General features: G+C 41.9%; 17 protein-coding genes and 2 other annotated features. Of the genes, 11 read left to right on the top strand and 6 right to left on the bottom strand.

Annotation, left to right across the window (positions count from 1 at the left end):
- Positions 1-3 precede the first annotated feature (3 nt).
- From Q8G36_RS08175 to Q8G36_RS08195, 5 genes are all read left to right on the top strand, one after another.
- A complete protein-coding gene (locus Q8G36_RS08175; protein WP_285847228.1) occupies positions 4-702 on the top strand; it encodes a CoA transferase subunit A in 699 nt (232 codons plus the stop codon).
- Positions 687-1349, top strand: a complete 663-nt coding sequence (locus Q8G36_RS08180; RefSeq protein WP_305159567.1) for a 3-oxoacid CoA-transferase subunit B — start codon at positions 687-689, stop codon at positions 1347-1349. Before Q8G36_RS08175 ends, Q8G36_RS08180 begins: the two co-directional genes overlap by 16 nt.
- Positions 1350-1368: 19 nt before the next feature.
- Entirely contained in the window at positions 1369-2550 is a 1182-nt protein-coding gene (locus Q8G36_RS08185) for a thiolase family protein (RefSeq protein WP_305159568.1), read from the top strand.
- A gap of 11 nt (positions 2551-2561) precedes the next feature.
- On the top strand, positions 2562-3887 hold the full coding sequence (locus Q8G36_RS08190) for a peptidase (RefSeq protein WP_305159569.1): 1326 nt from the start codon (positions 2562-2564) through the stop codon (positions 3885-3887).
- 116 nt (positions 3888-4003) lie between these two features.
- Entirely contained in the window at positions 4004-5467 is a 1464-nt protein-coding gene (locus Q8G36_RS08195) for an amino acid permease (RefSeq protein WP_305159570.1), read from the top strand.
- A 210-nt stretch (positions 5468-5677) separates the two neighbouring features.
- On the opposite strand, the gene Q8G36_RS08200 is transcribed toward Q8G36_RS08195, so the two are convergent.
- Together Q8G36_RS08200 and Q8G36_RS08205 are read right to left on the bottom strand one after the other, a co-directional pair.
- Entirely contained in the window at positions 5678-6622 is a 945-nt protein-coding gene (locus Q8G36_RS08200; RefSeq protein ID WP_305159571.1) for an SDR family oxidoreductase, read from the bottom strand.
- A 76-nt stretch (positions 6623-6698) separates the two neighbouring features.
- Positions 6699-7214 carry a TetR/AcrR family transcriptional regulator gene (locus tag Q8G36_RS08205; protein ID WP_305159572.1) on the bottom strand — a complete coding sequence of 172 codons (516 nt, stop codon included), beginning with the start codon at positions 7212-7214 and terminating at the stop codon, positions 6699-6701.
- Positions 7215-7431: 217 nt separating this feature from the next.
- Here Q8G36_RS08205 and Q8G36_RS08210 point away from each other — a divergent pair, with 217 nt between their 5' ends.
- Together Q8G36_RS08210 and thrS are read left to right on the top strand one after the other, a co-directional pair.
- Entirely contained in the window at positions 7432-7998 is a 567-nt protein-coding gene (locus Q8G36_RS08210; protein ID WP_305274991.1) for a DUF7010 family protein, read from the top strand.
- Between the two features lie 475 nt (positions 7999-8473).
- Positions 8474-8697, top strand: a binding site (T-box leader).
- Positions 8698-8728: 31 nt separating this feature from the next.
- Positions 8729-8950, top strand: a binding site (T-box leader).
- Positions 8951-9010: 60 nt separating this feature from the next.
- Complete coding sequence (gene thrS / locus Q8G36_RS08215; RefSeq protein ID WP_370694025.1) at positions 9011-10918, top strand: threonine--tRNA ligase; 1908 nt, start codon at positions 9011-9013, stop codon at positions 10916-10918.
- 156 nt (positions 10919-11074) lie between these two features.
- Here thrS and Q8G36_RS08220 read toward each other — a convergent pair whose 3' ends face one another.
- Positions 11075-11329 carry a hypothetical protein gene (locus Q8G36_RS08220; RefSeq protein ID WP_305159575.1) on the bottom strand — a complete coding sequence of 85 codons (255 nt, stop codon included), beginning with the start codon at positions 11327-11329 and terminating at the stop codon, positions 11075-11077.
- Positions 11330-11687: 358 nt separating this feature from the next.
- Positions 11688-12314, bottom strand: a complete 627-nt coding sequence (locus tag Q8G36_RS08225; protein WP_305159576.1) for a LysE family transporter — start codon at positions 12312-12314, stop codon at positions 11688-11690.
- Between the two features lie 258 nt (positions 12315-12572).
- On the opposite strand from Q8G36_RS08225, the gene asnA reads away from it, so the two are divergent.
- The 4 genes from asnA (at position 12573) to Q8G36_RS08245 (ending at position 17336) form a co-directional block, all read left to right on the top strand.
- On the top strand, positions 12573-13583 hold the full coding sequence (gene asnA, locus Q8G36_RS08230) for an aspartate--ammonia ligase (RefSeq protein WP_423806844.1): 1011 nt from the start codon (positions 12573-12575) through the stop codon (positions 13581-13583).
- Between the two features lie 209 nt (positions 13584-13792).
- Complete coding sequence (locus tag Q8G36_RS08235) at positions 13793-15025, top strand: MFS transporter (RefSeq protein ID WP_305159577.1); 1233 nt, start codon at positions 13793-13795, stop codon at positions 15023-15025.
- A 133-nt stretch (positions 15026-15158) separates the two neighbouring features.
- On the top strand, positions 15159-15791 hold the full coding sequence (locus Q8G36_RS08240) for a LysE family transporter (protein ID WP_305159578.1): 633 nt from the start codon (positions 15159-15161) through the stop codon (positions 15789-15791).
- A gap of 126 nt (positions 15792-15917) precedes the next feature.
- Positions 15918-17336 (top strand): amino acid permease, encoded by a 1419-nt coding sequence (locus tag Q8G36_RS08245; RefSeq protein WP_305159579.1) that lies wholly within the window; start codon positions 15918-15920, stop codon positions 17334-17336.
- Between the two features lie 46 nt (positions 17337-17382).
- On the opposite strand, the gene Q8G36_RS08250 is transcribed toward Q8G36_RS08245, so the two are convergent.
- A complete protein-coding gene (locus Q8G36_RS08250) occupies positions 17383-19056 on the bottom strand; it encodes a ribonuclease J (protein ID WP_305159580.1) in 1674 nt (557 codons plus the stop codon).
- A 145-nt stretch (positions 19057-19201) separates the two neighbouring features.
- The gene (locus Q8G36_RS08255) at positions 19202-20098 is read right to left on the bottom strand and encodes a TetR/AcrR family transcriptional regulator (protein WP_305159581.1); all 897 of its coding nucleotides are present in this window, start codon (positions 20096-20098) and stop codon (positions 19202-19204) included.
- Between the last annotated feature and the right edge of the window lie 197 nt (positions 20099-20295).

Raw genomic sequence — 20295 nt, forward strand, 5'->3', positions numbered from 1 at the left:
GGTATGAAGCAGGTCATTACGAAGAAAAACAAAATTGTGACCATGGAAGAAGCACTGGAGCATATTTCCGATGGATGCACACTCATGTATGGTGGATTTGGCGGAGTGGGGACTCCTCCGACGCTTGTACAGGGTATCCTTGCCAAGGGTGTCAAGGAATTGACCTTGATTGGCAATGATACCGGATTCCCTGATATCGGCATTGGCCGGCTTGTGACTGCTGAAAGAGCAAAGAAAGTGATCGCCTCACATATCGGATCCAATCCTAATGCCGGCAGGCTCATGACTGAAGGAAAGCTGCAAGTCGAATTTTCACCGCAAGGGACATTAGCCGAACGGATTCGTGCTGGCGGTGTAGGCTTAGGCGGGATTTTTGTCGATGTCGGGATCGGTACGATAGCCGAAGAGGGCAAGGACAAGATTGTGATAGAAGGAAAAGAATATTTGGTGGAAACCGCTTTGACGGCTGAAGTCAGCATCGTCCATGCCAAAAAGGCAGATTCACTGGGGAATTTAGTATACGACAAGACGGCATGTAATTTCAATCCGCTGGTAGCGATGGCTGGAGCTTTCACGATTGCGGAAGTGGAAGAAATCGTTCCTGCAGGCGAATTGGATCCGGAATGTATTGCCACACCAGGCATTTATGTAGATATGGTGATTCCGACAAAAGGGGTGAATTGGAAATGGGCATGGCAGTAGATGTACGAAATCGCATCGCGAAACGCGCCGCCAAGGAAATCCAAGACGGATTGATCGTCAACTTAGGCATCGGCATCCCTACCTTGGTGGCCGACCATATACCTCAGGATATCCATGTGCTATTCCATGCGGAAAACGGCGTTCTCGGTACAGGTCCAAGTCCTGATCCGGGGAAAGAAGATCCTGCCCTCTGTAACGCGGGAGGGTTCCCGATCACCACTGTAATGGGCGCTTCATACTTTGACAGTGCAACTGCATTTGGAATGATCAGGAAAGGATACATCGACATCACCATCCTTGGAGCCCTGGAAGTCAGTGAAAAAGGGGATTTGGCGAATTGGATCGTCCCAGGAAAGCGGGTGCCGGGGATGGGCGGAGCAATGGAACTTGCCCAGAAAGCCAAAAAGGTGATCGTCCTGATGAATCACGTGAATAAGCAGGGTGAATCGAAGATATTGAAGACATGTACGCTTCCATTGACGGCAAGGCAGAGTGTGGATTTAATCATTACGGATATGGCAGTCATGGAAGTTACAGAAGCGGGATTGGTGCTCAAGGAAGTCATGGCGCCATATACCGTGGATGATGTGATAAGGAATACAGAGGCAACGTTGAAAATCCATGCTGCTGTCAACACCATTGAATAGGTAAGAGGAGGAAAAAAGCATGAATGAGGTTGTCATCGTTGCTGGAGCGCGAACTGCAGTTGGATCCTTTGGCAAATCACTACGGAATGTTAAAGCTACCGAATTGGGCCGTCAAGTATTGGAAGGTTTGATGGATAATTCTGGGTTAGGTAAAGAAAAGGTAAATGAAGTGATTTTCGGACATGGCTATGTCCACGGAGGCGGACTTAACTCGGCCAGAATTTCGTCGCAGATGGCATGTTTCCCGCACAGTGTCCCAGGTCACGTTGTAATCAAAGCATGTGGATCAGGTTTAAAGGCCATTACCAACGCCGCTTTAACTATCGCTGCTGGTCAAGAAGACGTAATCATTGCCGGCGGAGTGGAGAGCATGAGCAATGTGCCTTATATCGTGAAAAATAGATGGGGCGGTAAATTTGGAAACGTAACGATGGAGGATGCTCTGCTGGCAGATGGATTAATATGTTCCTTGGGAAATGAGCATATGGGAATAACTGCCGAGCGCTTGGCTGAAAAATACGGTATCCGTCGTGAAGAACAGGATCAATTTGCTTATCAAAGCCACAAGAAGGCTTGGAAAGCTATAGTCGAGGGTCGCTTTGATAGAGAAATTATTTCGCTTAAAATCAAGGATCGAAAAGGACTTAAAATCTTCAACCATGACGAAGGGGTACGCGAGGACATTCATCTAGATCAACTAGCCAGTCTCCCAGCAGTATTCAAAAATGAAGGAACCATTACGGCAGGAAATGCCTGTCCTATGAATGATGGAGCTGCAGCTGTACTATTAATGTCCAAACAGCAAGCAGAAGAAAAGGGTTTAAAATCGCTCTTGAAAATAAAGGCTTTCGCCAGTGCAGGAGTTGAACCTGGAGTTATGGGGATTGGACCCGTACCAGCGACTCGAAAGGCATTGGCAAAAGCAGGTCTATCGTTAGAGGATATCGGACTGATTGAACTTAATGAAGCCTTTGCTGCCCAAGCACTTGCAGTGATCAAGGAGTTAGATTTGAATCAGGATATTGTCAATGTCAATGGAGGGGCAATAGCACTTGGTCACCCTGTAGGAGCAACAGGTGCAAAATTGACAGTCACACTGATGCATGAAATGTTGCGTTCACAAGTTAAGTACGGAATGGTAACGTTGTGTATGGCAGGTGGAATGGGACTTTCAGTAATCTATGAGAATATGTGTATTTAAGGAGGATAAATGTGCCGGATATAAAAAAACGGATAAACCAATGGATCAAGGATCATCGGGAAGAAGGAACAAACCTATTGCAAAAAATGGTACAAGCCCCGAGTACGCAAGGAAATGAAGCAGGGGCACAGGCCATCGTGGCCCAAAAGCTGCAGGAAATGGGTTTGCAGATCGATAGTTGGGAACCTGACGGCGGCGAGCTGAAAAAGCATTCTTATTTCTATTCTCCACGCAGTGAATTTTCCAACAGCCCCAATGTGGTGGGTATCATGAAAGGGACTGGAGGCGGCCGTTCCATCATTTTGAACGGACACATCGATGTGGTTCCGGATGGAGACCGGGATCAGTGGGATGACGACCCATATAGCGGATCCATTAAGAATGGAAGAATGTTTGGACGCGGAGTAACCGATATGAAGGGTGGAAATGTATCGCTGATCCTTGCGATGCAGGCATTGAAGGAAAATGGCATCCAATTAAAAGGAGATGTCATTTTTCAAAGTGTGATTGAAGAAGAAAGCGGCGGGGCCGGAACATTAGCGGCCGTCCTGAGGGGATATAAAGCGGATGCTGCCCTGATCCCTGAACCGACGAATATGAGGATCTTCCCGAAACAGCAGGGTTCGATGTGGTTCCGGATCCATGTTAAAGGACGGTCAGCCCATGGCGGAACAAGGTATGAAGGCGTTAGTGCGATTGAAAAAAGCATGACCGTCATCAATCATATTCGTGCCTTGGAAGAAAAGCGAAATGCACGTATCATTGATCCGCTTTATCAGAACACGCCTATTCCGATTCCAATCAATCTAGGTGTCATTGAAGGCGGTAACTGGCCGTCATCCGTTCCCGACCTTGTGAAAATCGAAGGAAGGATGGGCGTTGCGCCGGAGGAAACGATGGAGCAGGCGAAGGACGAAATGGCTGCCTGGTTATTGCAGCTGGGGGAAGTGGACCAATGGTTCAAGGAAAACCCGACCGTATTGGAATGGTTCGGGGCACGCTGGGTACCAGGTGCTATTGATGTAGAGCATGAACTGATGAATGCGCTTGTTCATCAATATCGGCAAGTTGCCGGACAGGACCCGGTCATTGAAGCCTCCCCTTGGGGAACGGACGGGGGATTGCTGACACATGTCGGTGAAACGCCTGCAATCGTTTTCGGGCCAGGAGTAACCGAGGTTGCCCACTATCCAAATGAATACATCCTGCTCGACAACGTGTTCTCCACAGCCGAAATCATTGCCCTTACTCTAATTCAATGGTGTGGAATGGAGCACGAGCAGGATGGAGTCACCCAGGCCGGGAATAGGGAGACGATACCAGGCAATGGCAATTAAACTGGATAGCATCCCAGCAAGTAAAGCGAAATATTTCAGTCTTTCACAAAGCGGTTGTTAAAAACTCTTATATTTCTTGAACTTTTAACTTTAAAAGAAAATGAGGTAGGAACCATATGGACATGAATCTCATTGATAATCAAGAACCGACAGTTAAAAGGCAACTGAAAGCAAGGCATATGACCATGATTGCCATTGGCGGTTCAATAGGAACCGGATTATTCCTGGCAAGCGGGGCAACCATCCAGAGCGCAGGCCCCGGTGGTGCCCTCGCTGCATATGCCTGCATTGGAATCATGGTTTATTTCCTTATGACGAGCTTAGGGGAAATGGCGACATATATGCCTGTGTCGGGATCATTTTCCACCTACGCCACACGCTTTGTTGATCCCGCATTCGGCTTTGCACTTGGCTGGAATTATTGGTTTAACTGGGCAGTCACCCTTGCCGTGGAAATAGCTGCTGCAGCCATCATCATGAAATTCTGGCTCCCTGATGTACCCAGCCTTATATGGAGTGCATTATTTCTTGGAATCGTCTTCACCCTCAACGCCCTATCCATTAAAAGCTATGGTGAATCTGAATATTGGTTTGCCCTAATAAAAGTCGTCGCCATCATTTGCTTCATCATTATTGGTTTATTGACCATATTGGGGGTTTTTGGCGGAAAGGTGATCGGATTTGAAAACTTCACCATGGATGAGGCACCATTCAAGGGAGGATTTTTATCAATCATCAGCATCTTTCTAATCGCGGGATTTTCTTTCCAAGGCACGGAACTGGTAGGTATTGCTGCCGGAGAAAGTGAAGAACCCGAAAAAAATGTTCCGAATGCGATCCGCCAAGTATTTTGGCGCATCCTATTATTTTACATCGGGGCCATTCTGATACTCGGCCTCTTAATACCGTATACGAGTCCAAGTTTGTTGAACGGAGATGTCGAAAACATTTCTGTAAGCCCTTTCACACTTGTATTTGAACGGGCAGGACTGGCATTCGCGGCATCCGTCATGAACGCGGTCGTGTTAACTTCCTTACTATCCGCCGGGAACTCGGGACTATATGCATCAACACGGATGTTATGGTCGATGGCAAAAGATCATCAAGCTCCCAAATTCCTGGCCAAAGTCAACCGCAGGGGGATCCCGATGAATGCTTTGATCATGACATCCTTAATTGGAGGACTCGCCTTCTTGACCTCCATTTTAGGGGATCATGTATTTACATGGCTATTGAATGCATCCGGGCTAACCGGCTTCATCGCCTGGATTGGAATCGCCATAAGCCATTATCGCTTTAGACGTGCCTATGTTGCACAGGGTGGTGACTTAAACGAATTGAAGTATAAAGCAAAATGGTTTCCATTCGGTCCGATACTTTCATTCACCCTGTGCATGCTCGTCATAGCAGGACAGAATTATGAAGCATTCCTAAGCGGCAGCATTGACTGGTATGGTGTCGCTGTCTCCTATATCGGATTACCGATATTCCTGGTGATCTGGTTAGGGTACAAGATTTATCATAAGACCAAATTGATATCATTAAAAGATTGTCAATTCGATAAATCAGATGTGGCTTGATACCAATGGAAAAACCTGAGATCCCTTTGGGGACTCAGGTTTTTTTATGGGATTTATATGAAAATCCAGTTATATCTGCGAAAACAGAAATATACCGTCGAAAATCCAGTTATATCCGCTAAAACAGAAATATACCGTCGAAAATCCAGTTATATCAGCGAAAATAGAAATATATCTGCGAAAATAAGAATATATCGACGAAAGCGGCAATTATCTCATTAAAAGTCGCAGTGTTTCTTCCATTCCTTCTTTGTATGGAGTTTTAGGGATGGAGCCGATGCGGTTTTCATATTTTTCTCCATTCAGAATGAATCCTTCTTTGGTTAAATACATGATTTCCACTACTTCTTTCATGAAAGGATTGAATATGCCGAGTATCTGAATGATGTTTTTTGTTAGGGGAAGGACCATCTTTTTCTGTCCCGTTACCTGACGGGCAATTTGGATGATTTCGTTTCCGGAAATTAGCCCAGGCCCAGGGATGTTCCAATCTTCTCCATAGGAGTCATCTTTTTCTGCTATTTCCACGATCATTTTTGCTGCATCCGGTAAGTAGACATATTCTCTTGGTGTTTTTAAGTCCCCGATAAAAACGGTCATTTTGTTTGCTGCCAGCCCATTCAATGTTGGCTGAAGGTAGGAGTTCTGTGAAGTGGCACCATAATAGTCGGGCAGCCTGACAATCAATGCTTTGGCATTTTTCCATTTTTGGCTGAATATAAGCTTCTCGAATTCCACCCTGATTTTCCCTTTTTTTGTATGTGGCTGTTTTGGATGGTTTTCATCTCCTTTCGCAACTTGATGCCCATAAACATATATCCCGTCTACAATGACAATCTTCTTTCCTAAAATATCGGCTGCTTTCATTACACTTTCTCCAAGTGAAAGGAGTCTCAAAGCCATCTCTTGATAGGGAACGTTGGCGCATTGGAAAATGACTTCCGCATCTTCCGCAGCCTCTACAATGGTTTTGTAATCAAAGATGTCACCAATTCTGTATGTTAATTGTTGAGAATGGTCATGCTCTTTCATTAATTGCTCAAGCTTACTCTCTGATCGCCCGAAAGCGATGACTTCTTTTCCCCTGGATAACAATTCTGAAACGATGACTTGACCTGATCCACCGGTTGCTCCTAATACAATAGCTTTTTTCATATCTTTCATCCCCTTTTTATTTATTGATCAATCACTAAATAAATGATTAAAATAAGAAACCGATGAAAATCGGTCCTTACCTGCTCCCGCCATCTATAAGTTCTGGCATATTGATGAAGTGGGAAATATTACAGAGTATCCCCCTTGCCAGGAAGGTGGTCACTTGGTCCTCGGCATTCGGAATTCCAGCGGATTGAAATTTTTCCAACGTGAGATTTCTGATGCTGGATAACCCTTTCTGCGTAGAGTTTCTTATTGCATCTTCCGTTACTGAAAGTCCTATGACCTGTAAGGCAATTTCATTTGGATTGGAATCAGTCAAATCTTCATATACCTTGATCATATGGTTAACAAGGTCTTCGGGTTCTGTTTCAATTTCGAAAGCTTGAAGGATCCTTTCGTATGCTCGATCCAGAGCCGCTACGAATAACTCCTCTTTAGTTTTAAAGAATTTAAAAACATATGGCTGGGATATGCCGGCTTTTTCTGCAATTAAGGCAGTCGTTGTATTGTAATAGCCTTTTTCTGCAAAAACCTCCAAACCAGCTTCCAGTATGTCATCTTTTCGATTCTCTTTTTTTGGTCTGGCCATTGGTATCCTCCATATTTTAATTAATTAGTGATTAATCAATCACTAATTAATAACATAATATCGCAGTATGGTAATTTTTGCAATAAGGTATTTAAATCATTTTTTCCAGTTTGGGATCACGGAGTTAAACTGAAGGTGACTGTGATGATGAATAATTGGAGAGTGTGCCCAATACTATTATTCTATGTACGATATTACTGTGGATGAAAGGAAACTGATGATGAAAGAGGCGGTTCGCGGTTCTGGAATTGGAGTCATTTTCATGGCGGTCTTCGGTACACTTTGGGCAGGTACCGGTGTAATGGGATTGCAGGGGTGGGGGTTTCCCTACGTGGAACTCACAGGCATTTTCGTAGGAATCATAATGGTCATCGGCGGCATTTCATTAATTCATGCATCACAAAAAATGTCCAATCAAGTTTCAGAAAATGGGGCTAGGCGTCTGAAGCGTATCGGATTATTGTTTAATATGGTCTTCATTGCCGAAGGTTTGCTGATCGGGATTGCCATTGCCATCTGTAACTTAATCAATCAGACCGATCTTATACCGGGAGTCATCGCCACTATTGTAGGGATTCATTTTTTACCTTTGGCGTCACTTTTCCAAATCAAGATCTACTATGCAACAGGAGTGCTTCTCTGTTTATTAGCGCTTATCACATTGCTTATTGTGCCAGACACTGTCATGTTTGGGGAGCATCAAATCCTTGCACCGTTATCATTGCTCGGCTTTCGATGTGCGCTAATTCTCTGGGCACTGGACTTACGCTATGGCTTAGAATAAAGAATTCAAGTCGAACGATAGCCGATGAAGATTGAATCAATCAAAAACCCCGTCATGTGAACGGATTTTTCATTTTTATTAATTTTTCATCCAGGTCAAGAGCCTGATAATTTGAAATGGGTCATTCCAAGCGAGAATGAAACTTAAAAGAAAGAATGCAGCCACAGCCAAAAATTTCGACTTTCCTTTTTCATTTTTAGACATGGCCCCGAAACTGCATAACATGCCAATAAGTAACGCACCGAATCCTGAAATCATAAGCAGCTCGGAGGCTTTTGGTAAAGCAAGGGAACAGCAAAATAATAGTGTACCAATCATGGCAAATACGATAGATCAATTGCTTAATCTTTTCATAGAAACCCCTTTTTTACTAATTATACCAATTTAGTGTTTGTGATGAAATAAAAAAATTTGAGGTTGTCACTTATGGGAATATATTGTAATATATATAACAATATAAAAATCCATTTAAATTTTAGAAGCATTGATAAGGATATGAATCATTTTTACGGTCTTCAGAGAGGGAAGGACAGCTGCGAACTTCCTGGCTTAGGAAACTGATTTACCGCCTTTGAGCTATATCAGTGAAAAATAGTAACTGATATCGTCTAAGCTGCGTTACAAGCTCCAGAGCCATGAGTGTTTCTTGCTTATGGGAAATTGGGTGGAACCACGGGTATAAACGCACTCGTCCCTTACTTAGGGATGGGTGCGTTTTTTTGTATATAAAAATATTGCCATGATAAGGACATGAATCATTTTTACGGTCTTCAGAGAGGGAAGGGCAGCTGCGAACTTCCTGGCTTAGGAAACTGATTTACCGCCTTTGAGCTATATCGGTGAACAAGAGTAACTGATATCGTCTAAGCTGCGTTATAAGCTCCAGAGCCATGAGTGTTTTTTGCTTATGGGAAATTGGGTGGAACCACGGGTAAACGCACTCGTCCCTAGCATAGGGATGGGTGCGTTTTTTTATTACTAAAAAAGGGGTGTTTATGTGATGGGTGAAAAAATGATTAAAGTTCAATTCCCGGATGGGCAGCAAAAGGAATATCCGCAAGGGATGACAGTGGAAAGTGTGGCAGGGTCCATCAGCTCAAGTTTAAGGAAAAAGGCAGTTGCAGGAAAACTGGATAAGCAACTGGTTGATCTAAGTCACAAGCTTAATAAGGATGCCGAACTGTCGATCTTGACTCTGGATTCGGATGAAGGATTACAAGTATTACGACATACATCGGCACATGTTTTGGCGCAGGCCGTGAAAAGATTATACCGAAATGTGGAATTAGGGATGGGACCAGTTGTGGAAGATGGTTTTTACTATGATTTTAAGTTAGATCATCCTTTGAGCTCAGAAGATCTACAAGCTATAGAAAAAGAGATGGAACATATCATAAGTGAAAATCTGGAAATTGAAAGGGTCGAAGTGTCCTATGAAGAAGCTGTGAAGTTATTCGAGGGCAGGGGGGAGTCATTCAAGTTGGATATAGCAAAGAACATCCCTAATGGTGAAAAATTAACGCTCTATCAACAAGGGGAATTCATCGACCTTTGCAGAGGGCCGCACCTTCCATCCACATCATTTGTAAAATCGTTCAAATTGACTCGTGTATCTGGTGCCTATTGGCGGGGAGACAATCAAAATGAAGTTCTTCAAAGGGTGTATGGCGTGGCTTTCCGAAAGAAAAAAGACTTACAGGATCATTTTGAATTCCTGGAAGAAGCGGCCAAAAGCGATCACCGTAAATTAGGGAAGCAGTTGGAGTTATTCATGTTTTCGGAGGAAGCCCCTGGAATGCCGTTTTATTTACCGAAAGGACAAATCGTTAGAAATGAATTGGAGAAGTTCTCGCGGGAGCTTCAGACTGAAGCTGATTACGACGAAGTTCGGACTCCTTTCATGATGAACCAGCGATTATGGGAAAAATCGGGTCACTGGGATCATTACCATGAGAATATGTACTTCACTGAGGTGGATCAAACAAAATTCGCGATGAAGCCAATGAACTGTCCGGGACATATGCTTATTTTCAAAAACAGTCTTTATTCATACAGGGATTTACCCATCCGGATGGCCGAATTCGGTCAAGTCCACCGTCACGAATATAGCGGTGCATTGAACGGGATGCTGCGTGTCCGTACATTTTGTCAGGATGATGCCCACATTTATGTTCGGCAGGATCAAATCGAAAGTGAAATTAAACAAGTGTTTCATCTGATTGATAAGGTGTATCGCACTTTTGGATTCGAGTATTCCGTGGAGCTCTCGACTCGTCCAGAGGATTCAATGGGCGAAGATTCCCTTTGGGAAGCTTCTGAAACGGCCTTGAAAAATGTACTGGAAAGCATCGGGATACATTATCAAGTAAATGAAGGGGACGGGGCATTTTATGGACCGAAAATTGATTTTCATATTAAAGATGCTTTAAAACGAAGCCATCAATGTGCAACAATCCAACTTGATTTTCAAATGCCTGATAAATTTGATCTGACGTACATCGATGAAAATAATGAAAAAGTTCGTCCGGTCGTCATTCATCGTGCCATTTTTGGGTCGATCGATCGTTTTTTTGGAATCCTGATAGAACATTTTGCCGGTGCTTTTCCGGTATGGCTTGCCCCGGTGCAAGTACAGATCATCCCTGTCTCACAAGTTCATTTGAATTATTGTTTAAAGGTTCAAAAAGAACTGAAGAATCAAGGCATAAGAGTGAAAATTGATGATCGGAATGAAAAGCTGGGGTATAAAGTCAGGGAAGCGCAGATGGGGAAAATCCCATATATGCTGGTTCTTGGAGATAAAGAAGAGAAAGAAAATGAAGTGAATGTCCGGAAATACGGGGAACAAGAATATGAAAATGTCGCAATCGAAACGTTCATCAAGAAAATGGTCCTGCAAATAAAAGAACGCAGCATCTAACAAGAACGCAGCTTAATCCGAAATTCACGAGTAAATGCGCGAAACTCACGAGTAAATGCGTGAAATTCACGAGTAAATGCACGGAACTCACGAGTAAATGCCCATTGGATTAGGTTTGGATAAAAAGAGACAGCCGAATAAATCGGCTGTCTGTTTTTATCTACAAATCCATACCCAGCCAACACCAGGAATGAATTGCTGGAAACAGTTCCCCCCCGGGCCGCCGCCACCGACAGGGCAGGTTAATCCTAGGTATTGTAATCCAACTATATCTGTATGATGAACTTCATTTGGAATGCCACCTTCGAGTATCTGTACCATACCTGTAACATTATTTATGCCCATTAAAATAAAGGTGGTGCTGGGTGTTACCCCAAAAACTTCTGAAACAATGACCTTGTCGGCCTGCATTTAAATGGCTCTGAATAGTGGCAACTGGAACCAGTGTTTGTACTGGCAGTCTGTCATCATAATAAGGCAAATTAGCATAAGAATTATCGTAATAATATGGATCATTATAAGAGTAATAACCGTAATTATTATACATTCAAGAGATCCTCCCTCTGTGTTTAGCTATGAACAATGAGGGATAAGTGTTCGACATGGACAAAGAAGGACAATATATAGGCGGCCTAGTTTATATAAAAGAAATTTATTCCGAACTCACGAGTAAAGTACCCATACTCACGAGTAAATGGCTGGGATTCACGAGTAAATCCCCCAAATTCACGAGTAAATGCCTGAAACTCACGAGTAAATGCTTAAATCTTTATGTAAATAAAACCTTGGCTGCTTGGATGGCAAAGTAAATGCCAATCCCTATAAGGGATATACCCGAAATGATCGAGATGCCCATTAGAATGGGTTTGGATAAAAAGCGTCTGAAGGTGCTGGCGATGATGGCCATTGCGAAATCCCAGGTTAAGAGGCCAATAAGGATTCCTGAACTGTATAAAAGTAAATGATCCATATCATATTTTGAAGCGGAGTTTGCGAGTATGGATCCATAAATCCCCAGCCAAAACAAAATGGATAAAGGATTCGAAAGGGACATGATGAATCCTGTCAGGAATGAAGAAAAAAGGGAATCTTTCGCTTTTCGTGCATTCACTTCAATCTTACCTGCACTTAGCAGACTTTCGATTCCGGTATAGGTCAGGACGAAAAATCCAAAAAGCCATAAAAATGTCTTCATGAAGGAGTTGTCCAAAAAGTGGACGACACCGAAAAAGACGAGGGCTATAAAAACAAAATCCGCTAAAATGGCACCCCAGCCAAAAATCCAGGCATGCCAAAAACCCTTCTTGATTCCTTTGTCCAATTGAGCAGCGTTTATGGGACCGATAGGAGCCGCCAGTGATAAACCTAATAATACATAGCTGAAAAAAACACCCAATTCATCACCTCATCGTTTGATACATCTTCGCTTATTTGAATGTATTCAAACAATTGGACTTGTACCACCTTTTTAGTCCTTTTTTTGAGTGGATATGGTGAATCATAGTCCGGTTGGCTGCTTACCTAGTCATGACCTGGATGTTTTTGTAACAACACAGAAAAGTCCTTCATAATGTAATTTAGTCAAATGGAAAGACGTCAATTTTTATGCATGCGCTATTAAACCCCAGGTTCAAAGCGGAATTGGAGGATGATTATGCCTGAATTATCGATGCCGAATAAATACAAAACAATTCTTGATATCATGCATACTGATATTGCAATAAATGAAATTAAGGATCATTTTGAAGAAGGACTGTCAAATGCGTTAAACCTTATTAAAGTTTCAGCACCTATCGTTTTAAATGAAGGTAATGGGATAAATGACAATTTAAATGGTGTGGAGCGGATACTTACCTTTGAAGCTATGGATATTAAGAATAAACAAATAGAAGTGGTACAATCTTTGGCAAAGTGGAAAAGAATCACTCTTTCTAGGTATGGTTTGGCTTCTGATGAAGGCATTTACACAAATATGAATGCGATAAGACGTGATGAAAAACTGGATAATTTACACTCGTTATTTGTGGATCAATGGGACTGGGAGAAAGTCATAACGAAAGAACAACGAAACGTAGATACATTAAAATCAGAAGTGAAAAAAATATATAGAGTCATTAAATCGACCGAACGTTATATGTTTGAATTCCACCATCTGCTTAAGCCTGTGTTACCTGATGACATTCACTTCATTACGACCCAGGAGCTGGAGGATTTATACCCGAATCTGACTCCGAAGGAAAGAGAGAATGTGGTAACGAAGAAATATGGTGCAATTTTCATTATGAAAATTGGCGGAGAATTGCAATCAGGGGAAAAGCATGATGGCCGTTCACCAGATTATGATGATTGGGACCTAAATGGAGATATCGTTTTATGGAATCCACTCTTGGAATGTGCTTTTGAAGTTTCTTCTATGGGAATTCGAGTAGATGAAAAATCACTGTTAAAACAATTAAGATTATCCAAAAACGAAAATCGTAAGGGGCTCGAATATCATAAGGCCGTATTGGAAGGAAAGCTTCCGTATTCAATAGGCGGAGGAATAGGGCAATCCAGATTATGCATGTTTTTGTTGAAGAAAGCTCATATTGGCGAAGTTCAGGTTTCCGTATGGAATGACCAAATATTAGACGATTGTAAAAAGAGGAATATTATTCTTTTATAAAAGCGGGAAGCCCATTCTTAAACAGAATGGGTTTTTTGTTTTAAAGGTCAAAAGGGGTAATTTTTGGGTGAAGCGCTACTGAATAAATCTTTCTGCGCTATAACATAATAATTTAAGAACATCTAAAATATGATGCAAAACAAATTGGATACACAAATGGTTACCTTTTATGCAATAAGTTGCTTTTATAATGGATGAGGAGTGTAAGTATGGAAGGTCATGAGAAGCAAAATAAAGATGTAAGCGTGTGGTGCCTGATCAGTATGGCATCGATTCCATTGGTAATGACACTTGGAAATTCAATGCTTATCCCGGTTTTGCCCATTTTCGAGGAAAAGGTGGGGATATCATCACTTCAATCAAGCATGGTGATAACAAGCTATTCCGTTGCATCCATTTTTTTAATTCCCATAGCTGGTTATTTATCAGATCGATTCGGACGGAAAATGGTGATTCTGCCAAGCCTGATCCTAGCCCTTATCGGTGGCTTGATCGCCGGTTATGCATCATGGAAAATGGAAAATCCCTATACATGGATCATCATTGGGAGGGTATTGCAAGGGATTGGGGCGTCTGGAGCCTCGCCCATCATTTTGCCTCTGGTGGGGGATCTATACAAGGATGATGATGAAAAAACGAGTTCTTGTTTGGGTATCATAGAAACTTCGAATACATTTGGGAAAGTACTTAGTCCAATTTTGGGTTCCCTGTTTGCTGCATTTATTTGGTTTTTACCATTCTTCTCGATTTCATTCTTCAGTTTAATATCTATTGTCTTGGTCTTTTTCTTTATAAAGGTACCAAAGGAGAAGGATGAGCCGAAGAAATTTAAAGAATTCTGGCATGATACGAAAAAAATATTCAAGCAGGAAGGAAAATGGTTATATACAGTTTTCCTGATTGGTGTATTTGTCATGTTGGTTTTATTCGGTGTTCTTTTCTTTTTGTCTGACAATCTTGAGAAAATGCATGATTTGCATGGAATCAAAAAAGGTTTAGTGATAGCGATCCCGTTGTTTTTCCTTTGTGTTTCTTCTTATGTTGCAGGGAAAAAAATCAAGGGTGAATTACCCATCATGAAAAAGATCATCATGATCAGTTTAGCTGTCCTTTCAATCAGCCTTATATTTGTCGGTTTTACAAAAAACAAGGTTTTCCTTTTATTACTTGTAACAAGTTTAGTGGGCATAGCCATTGGTGCGTTATTGCCGACACTCGACGCAATCATCACTCAAAATATAAAAAAGGAACAGCGGGGGACGATAACCTCCTTCTATATGTCATCAAGGTTCATCGGAGTTGCGGCAGGCCCTCCGGTCATGTCCCTTGTCATGAAAAATCATATCAATTTGACCTATATCATTTCAGGGATCATTGGTATAGGCATAGTCTTGATTGTTTTGAAATTCATTAGTTCAGACAAAAAAGAAGCTGCTGCCTGATAGGCTTCAATATCATACCAAAAAGCCGGGCTTTCCCACGGCTTTTTTAAATTTTTTCTTGCATGAGGTTATAGGCAGGGGGTTGTCACATAAAATGTACAAGTCATGAACTAGCTCGAAGGAGTGATGCTTTTTGAGTGTACATTTACTGCTGAGTTACTTTTTCTTAGGACTTACCCTTGCAGCACCGATTGGTCCGGTGAATTCCGCTCGTATCGATAAAGGAATCAAGAACGGGTTTTGGCATGCCTGGATCGTTGGGGCAGGGTCGATGATCGCAGATGCCTTGTTCATGATTTTAGTATATGTAGGTATGGTACGCTTTTTAGAAATTCCGATCGTCCAGATCTTTCTATGGCTTTTTGGCGGATTTGTGCTTATTTATTCTGGGGTCGAAAGTGTTTTACGGGTTAATACGATATTATTAAATCAATATAGGAATAGAGATTCTTTAATATCCTGTTTTTTAACTGGGTTCATCATGTCAGTGACCAGTCCATTATCCATTTTATTTTGGTTGGGGATATATGGATCTGTTTTAGCTAAAACGGCTTCAAGTTATGGGACATCCCAACTTTTCATTTATAGCGGGATGATCTTTCTTGGTCTTACCTGCTGGGATTTTTTTGTAGCGGCATTAACGAATGGATTTCGCAGGTTCTTAAATGAAAAAAGCTTAATGGCCATTTCGATCATCTCTGGATTATCATTGATCGGCTTTGGGGTTTATTTTGCTTATCAAGGCATTTCTGCCATCGTATCATAATGCTTACTCACATTACATATCACTTCAATTTTTATTCGGATTTTAATTTATCATTTGGAAAACTTCTTCCTTGCATAATTCATTGTGGCATTATCAACACTATGAATGATGGAAGGGGGTAATGTTATGACAACAAAAGCCAATTGCAGTTCAGCGAAAGGAAAGGTTGGTCAAGATTCCAAGGCATCGGGTGAACAACAAGGCGATATGAAATGGTGGCAGCTATCATTGGTCGGTGTAGGCTGTACGATCGGGACAGGGTATTTCCTCGGATCGACCATAGGGATTAAAACGACTGGGCCATCTATTGTATTTTCATTTGTATTGGCTGCGCTAGGTACCTACATCGTTTATAATCTGCTTGCTAAGATGACGGCTGCCGATCCTCAAGAGGGTTCTTTTTGTTATTATGCTAATAAAGCATTTGGACGATGGGCTGGCTTTAGCTGTGGCTGGAATTATTGGTCCTCCAATATATTGATCATGGGAAGCCAGCTTACTGCGCTTTCGCTATTATCTCAATTTTGGTTCTCGAAAGTACCGTTGTGGCTATTTGCATCCGGTTTCGCAATTGTTTCAATCGTGGTGGTAATGCTGGGAACAAAAGGATTCGACAAGGTTGAAAACATCCTTGCTGTAATTAAGACAGCAGCAATCGTAATGTTTATCATTATTGCAATATGTGCCATTTTAGGCTGGTTTGGTCTTGAAGGAGCCAAACCGCCATCATTTCCGAATAAGTTCAATGAATTATTCCCAAAAGGGCTAAAAGGGTTTTGGACATCCCTTATCTATGCTTTTTATGCGTTTGGCGGCATTGAAGTCATTGGACTTATGGCGATGCAGCTTAAAAAGAAAGAAGATGCGCCAAAGGCAGGAACGATCATGCTCTTGGTCCTTACCATCATATATGTGGTTTCATTGGGGTTAGCCGTAACCATGATTTCGTTAGGGGCATTCAGTGAAAAAGAAAGCCCATTCGTTTCGGCATTGGACAGTTATCACCTGACATTTTTCCCGCACGTTTTTAATGGTGCGATCATCATTGCCGGTTTCTCGACGATGACCGCTTCACTATTTGGTGTAACCAATCTATTGGTAACGCTCTCCAATGATGGGAATGCACCCGCATTATTCATGCAAAAGATCAAGAAATTCAAGGACCTTCCACTGCCCTCACTGGGTCTTGGAGCTTTAGGACTTTTAGGGTCGATCATCACTGCCTTGCTCCTGCCAGGCAAGATTTATGAATACATTACAACATCTGCTGGAATATTACTTTTGTATAACTGGGCATTCATTATTCTTTCTTCATTCAAAATCTTGGAAAATAAGATGTGGAGTAAGATTACGGCTGTTTTCGGACTTCTTTTAATTTTAGCTGCGGTCAGTGGCACTCTACTTGAAAAAGAGATACGTCCAGGGTTCTTCATCAGCCTTTTATTCATCGTGATCATCGGTCTTGCTGCCGTTTTCATGAAGTTCAAGGTTTGGAATAAGAACAAGGCGATGGCTGTAAGAGCCAGTAAATCAGAACTTGATTAAAAAAAGGAACTCGACTATACGAAGTCGAGTTCCTTTTATTTTGGCGCTAAATCTCAATGATTATCGGAAGAATCATTGGTTTTTTCTTAGTTTGATTAAAGAGATATTGCCCCAGTTCCTTCTTTATGGTTTGTTTAATGATGTTCCACCGGTATATTTTTTCACTTTGTAAGTCGTTGACCGTTTTCGTGACAAGACGATTCACATGTCTAAGGAGATCCTCGGAATTTTGAACATATACAAATCCACGGGAAATGGTATCGGGTCCTGATACTATTTTTCTTTCCGTCTTGCTTAGTGTTATGACGATGACGAGCATTCCATCTTCGGAAAGCTGCTTACGGTCCCTCAGTACGATTTCTCCAACATCACCAACGCCAACACCGTCAACAAAGGTATTGCCGGCAGCCACCTTTCTCGTTTGACGGGCAACGGAGTTTTCAATATCCACCACATCGCCATTATTGATGATGAAAGTATGGTCCTTCTCCACCCCGACTGATTCAGCTAGTAATCGATGTTGGTGCAACATCCGATACTCACCGTGAATAGGGATGAAATATTTAGGTTTCATCAGGGTAAGCATGAGCTTTAACTCTTCCTGATAAGCATGTCCGGAAACATGCATGCCCGTTACAGTCCCTGAACCGTAAATGACTTTGGCACCCAGTTGAAATAGGTTGTCGATGATACGTGAAACATCCCGTTCATTTCCGGGTATTGGAGTGGAGGCAAGAATCACTGTATCATCAGGCAATATGCTCATATCCCGATAATTCGAACTGGAAAGGCGAGAAAGGGCAGCAAACGGCTCTCCTTGACTTCCTGTACATAAAACCGCAACCCTTTCAGGTGCATAATTATCGACTTCTTGTGGTTGGATAAGCATCCCCTCAGGAACCTCGAGGTAGCCGCGTTCAATCGCAACGGATACGACGTTCACCATACTTCGTCCAATCAGGGCGAGTTTCCGGTTTGTCTTCTGTGCAGCGTTCACAACTTGTTGAACGCGATTGACATTTGATGCGAAGGTCGAAAGAATGACTTTCTGTTTTGCCTGCATGAAGGCTTCTTCAATATGGCTGCCAACCAGATGCTCCGAGGGACTTGAGCCGGGACGTTCTGCGTTCGTGCTTTCAGATAATAAAACCAAGACACCTTCACTCCCGATTTTAGCCATTTTATGAATATCGGGAAACTGATCATTCATGGGAGTCAAGTCAAACTTAAAGTCCCCTGTATGAACGACCGTGCCTTCTGGCGTATGCATGGTGACTCCAAGGCAATCGGGTATACTATGATTCGTTTTGAAAAATTCCAGAACCATCTCCCCAAATTCCAACTTTGAATCGGAGTCGATCTGGATTAACTTCGTATCCCCCAAAAGGTTATGTTCTTTTAATTTCAATTCAATCAAACCAAGTGTTAAACGTGTGGCATAAATGGGTACATTCAATTTTTTCAAGAAATAGGGGATACCGCCAATATGATCTTCATGTCCATGAGTCACAACCAAAGCACGGATCTTCTCCTTATTCTCCTGAAGAAAGGAAATATCAGGAATGATCAAATCGACTCCTAATAAACTTTCATCAGGAAACTTTGCACCACAGTCAATAATGACGATATCGTTAGAATATTGAACCACATACATGTTTTTACCGATTTCATTCACTCCGCCCAAAGCCAGTATGGACAAAGCATTCTCTTTTACACCCAAATAGCTAGACCTCCCTTTATTATGATAAGGATAGTGTTTCCTTAGGTCCCATTTATAAAACCAACTCTTTTTATAAAATCAGGGCAATTCAAAAAGCCATAAAAAAACACCTACCGTTTTCGGCAGGTGCGTGTATCTTCAATCTTCATCGGCTCAAGCAAGAATTGATGCTTTCTTCAAAAGTCTCCATGTATGCTTGGACCTGTGATGCATATTGAGTCTTCAAAGTGAGCAGCAAACTTTCTATCAAGAATTTTCGCGGTTTGTCGGACTGCATCAGCTCATCTTGGATAAAGTCGACCAATTCAATGGCTCTTGTTCGATCTTCATCGCAAGGAAAAGCTTTATTTATCGCTTTTTTCAATTCCGTGGTGGAATGAAGCAAATCATTATGGCAAGCATCAAGGTGGTTTGTAAAGTTTGGAAACCACGTATCCATTAGTTCCGGATCAATGATCTGTTCCCCGCTTTCAGCCACTTCATTGACTAAATGGACAATGCGGTTCATGCAATAGCGGATAATTTGTATGTCCGGTGTACCGGCGGGATTAGCACGATAACTAAAATGATTCATATGCGTCATTATCGAATGAAAGATAATGACGCCATCTAAAAGATAGGGCTTTTTGCTTTCCCCGAATATATCGAGAAAACGGTTATACATCCAGCGTATGCTCAACAATAGCGTCTGATTGATAAATTGTTTTAATTCTTCATCGTTGGAAACACGGACTTCTTCGATCAGGATAAGCAATTTGCTTTGCTTGTTTACCATCATTTGCAGTTCGAGTTGCCGGATGAAAATTTCAATATCGGCGGAATCTTGACCAATCAACAGTTTTTCCCGTTCATGGCGAATCTTTGTATAGAAGGAACGGAAAATGGCTATAAATAATTCACCCTTCGAAGGGAAATAATTATAAAATGTACCTTTTGATATACCGCTGCCGTCTAGAATGTCCTGGATGGACGTGGCTTGGTAGCCCTTGTCAATAAACAGCTTATGAGCTGTATCGATGACATTCTGCCTTCGATTCTTCATCATATCACCTAATTTTCATTATACTGCCTGTATAAATGTAATCGTACTCTATTTTTTATCACAGCACAAACCCTTATTTAAACCAGTAAATTTTTATTGCAAAAAATGAACTAGGGGTATATTATTGATTTTGGAGATTGGAATATACCGCTCGTCTAATTAAATGAACCAATAGTTTGAATGGGGGAATAGATAAA

Origin of the sequence: Peribacillus frigoritolerans (assembly GCF_030676415.1) — a bacterium.
GTDB lineage: Bacteria > Bacillota > Bacilli > Bacillales > DSM-1321 > Peribacillus > Peribacillus frigoritolerans_A.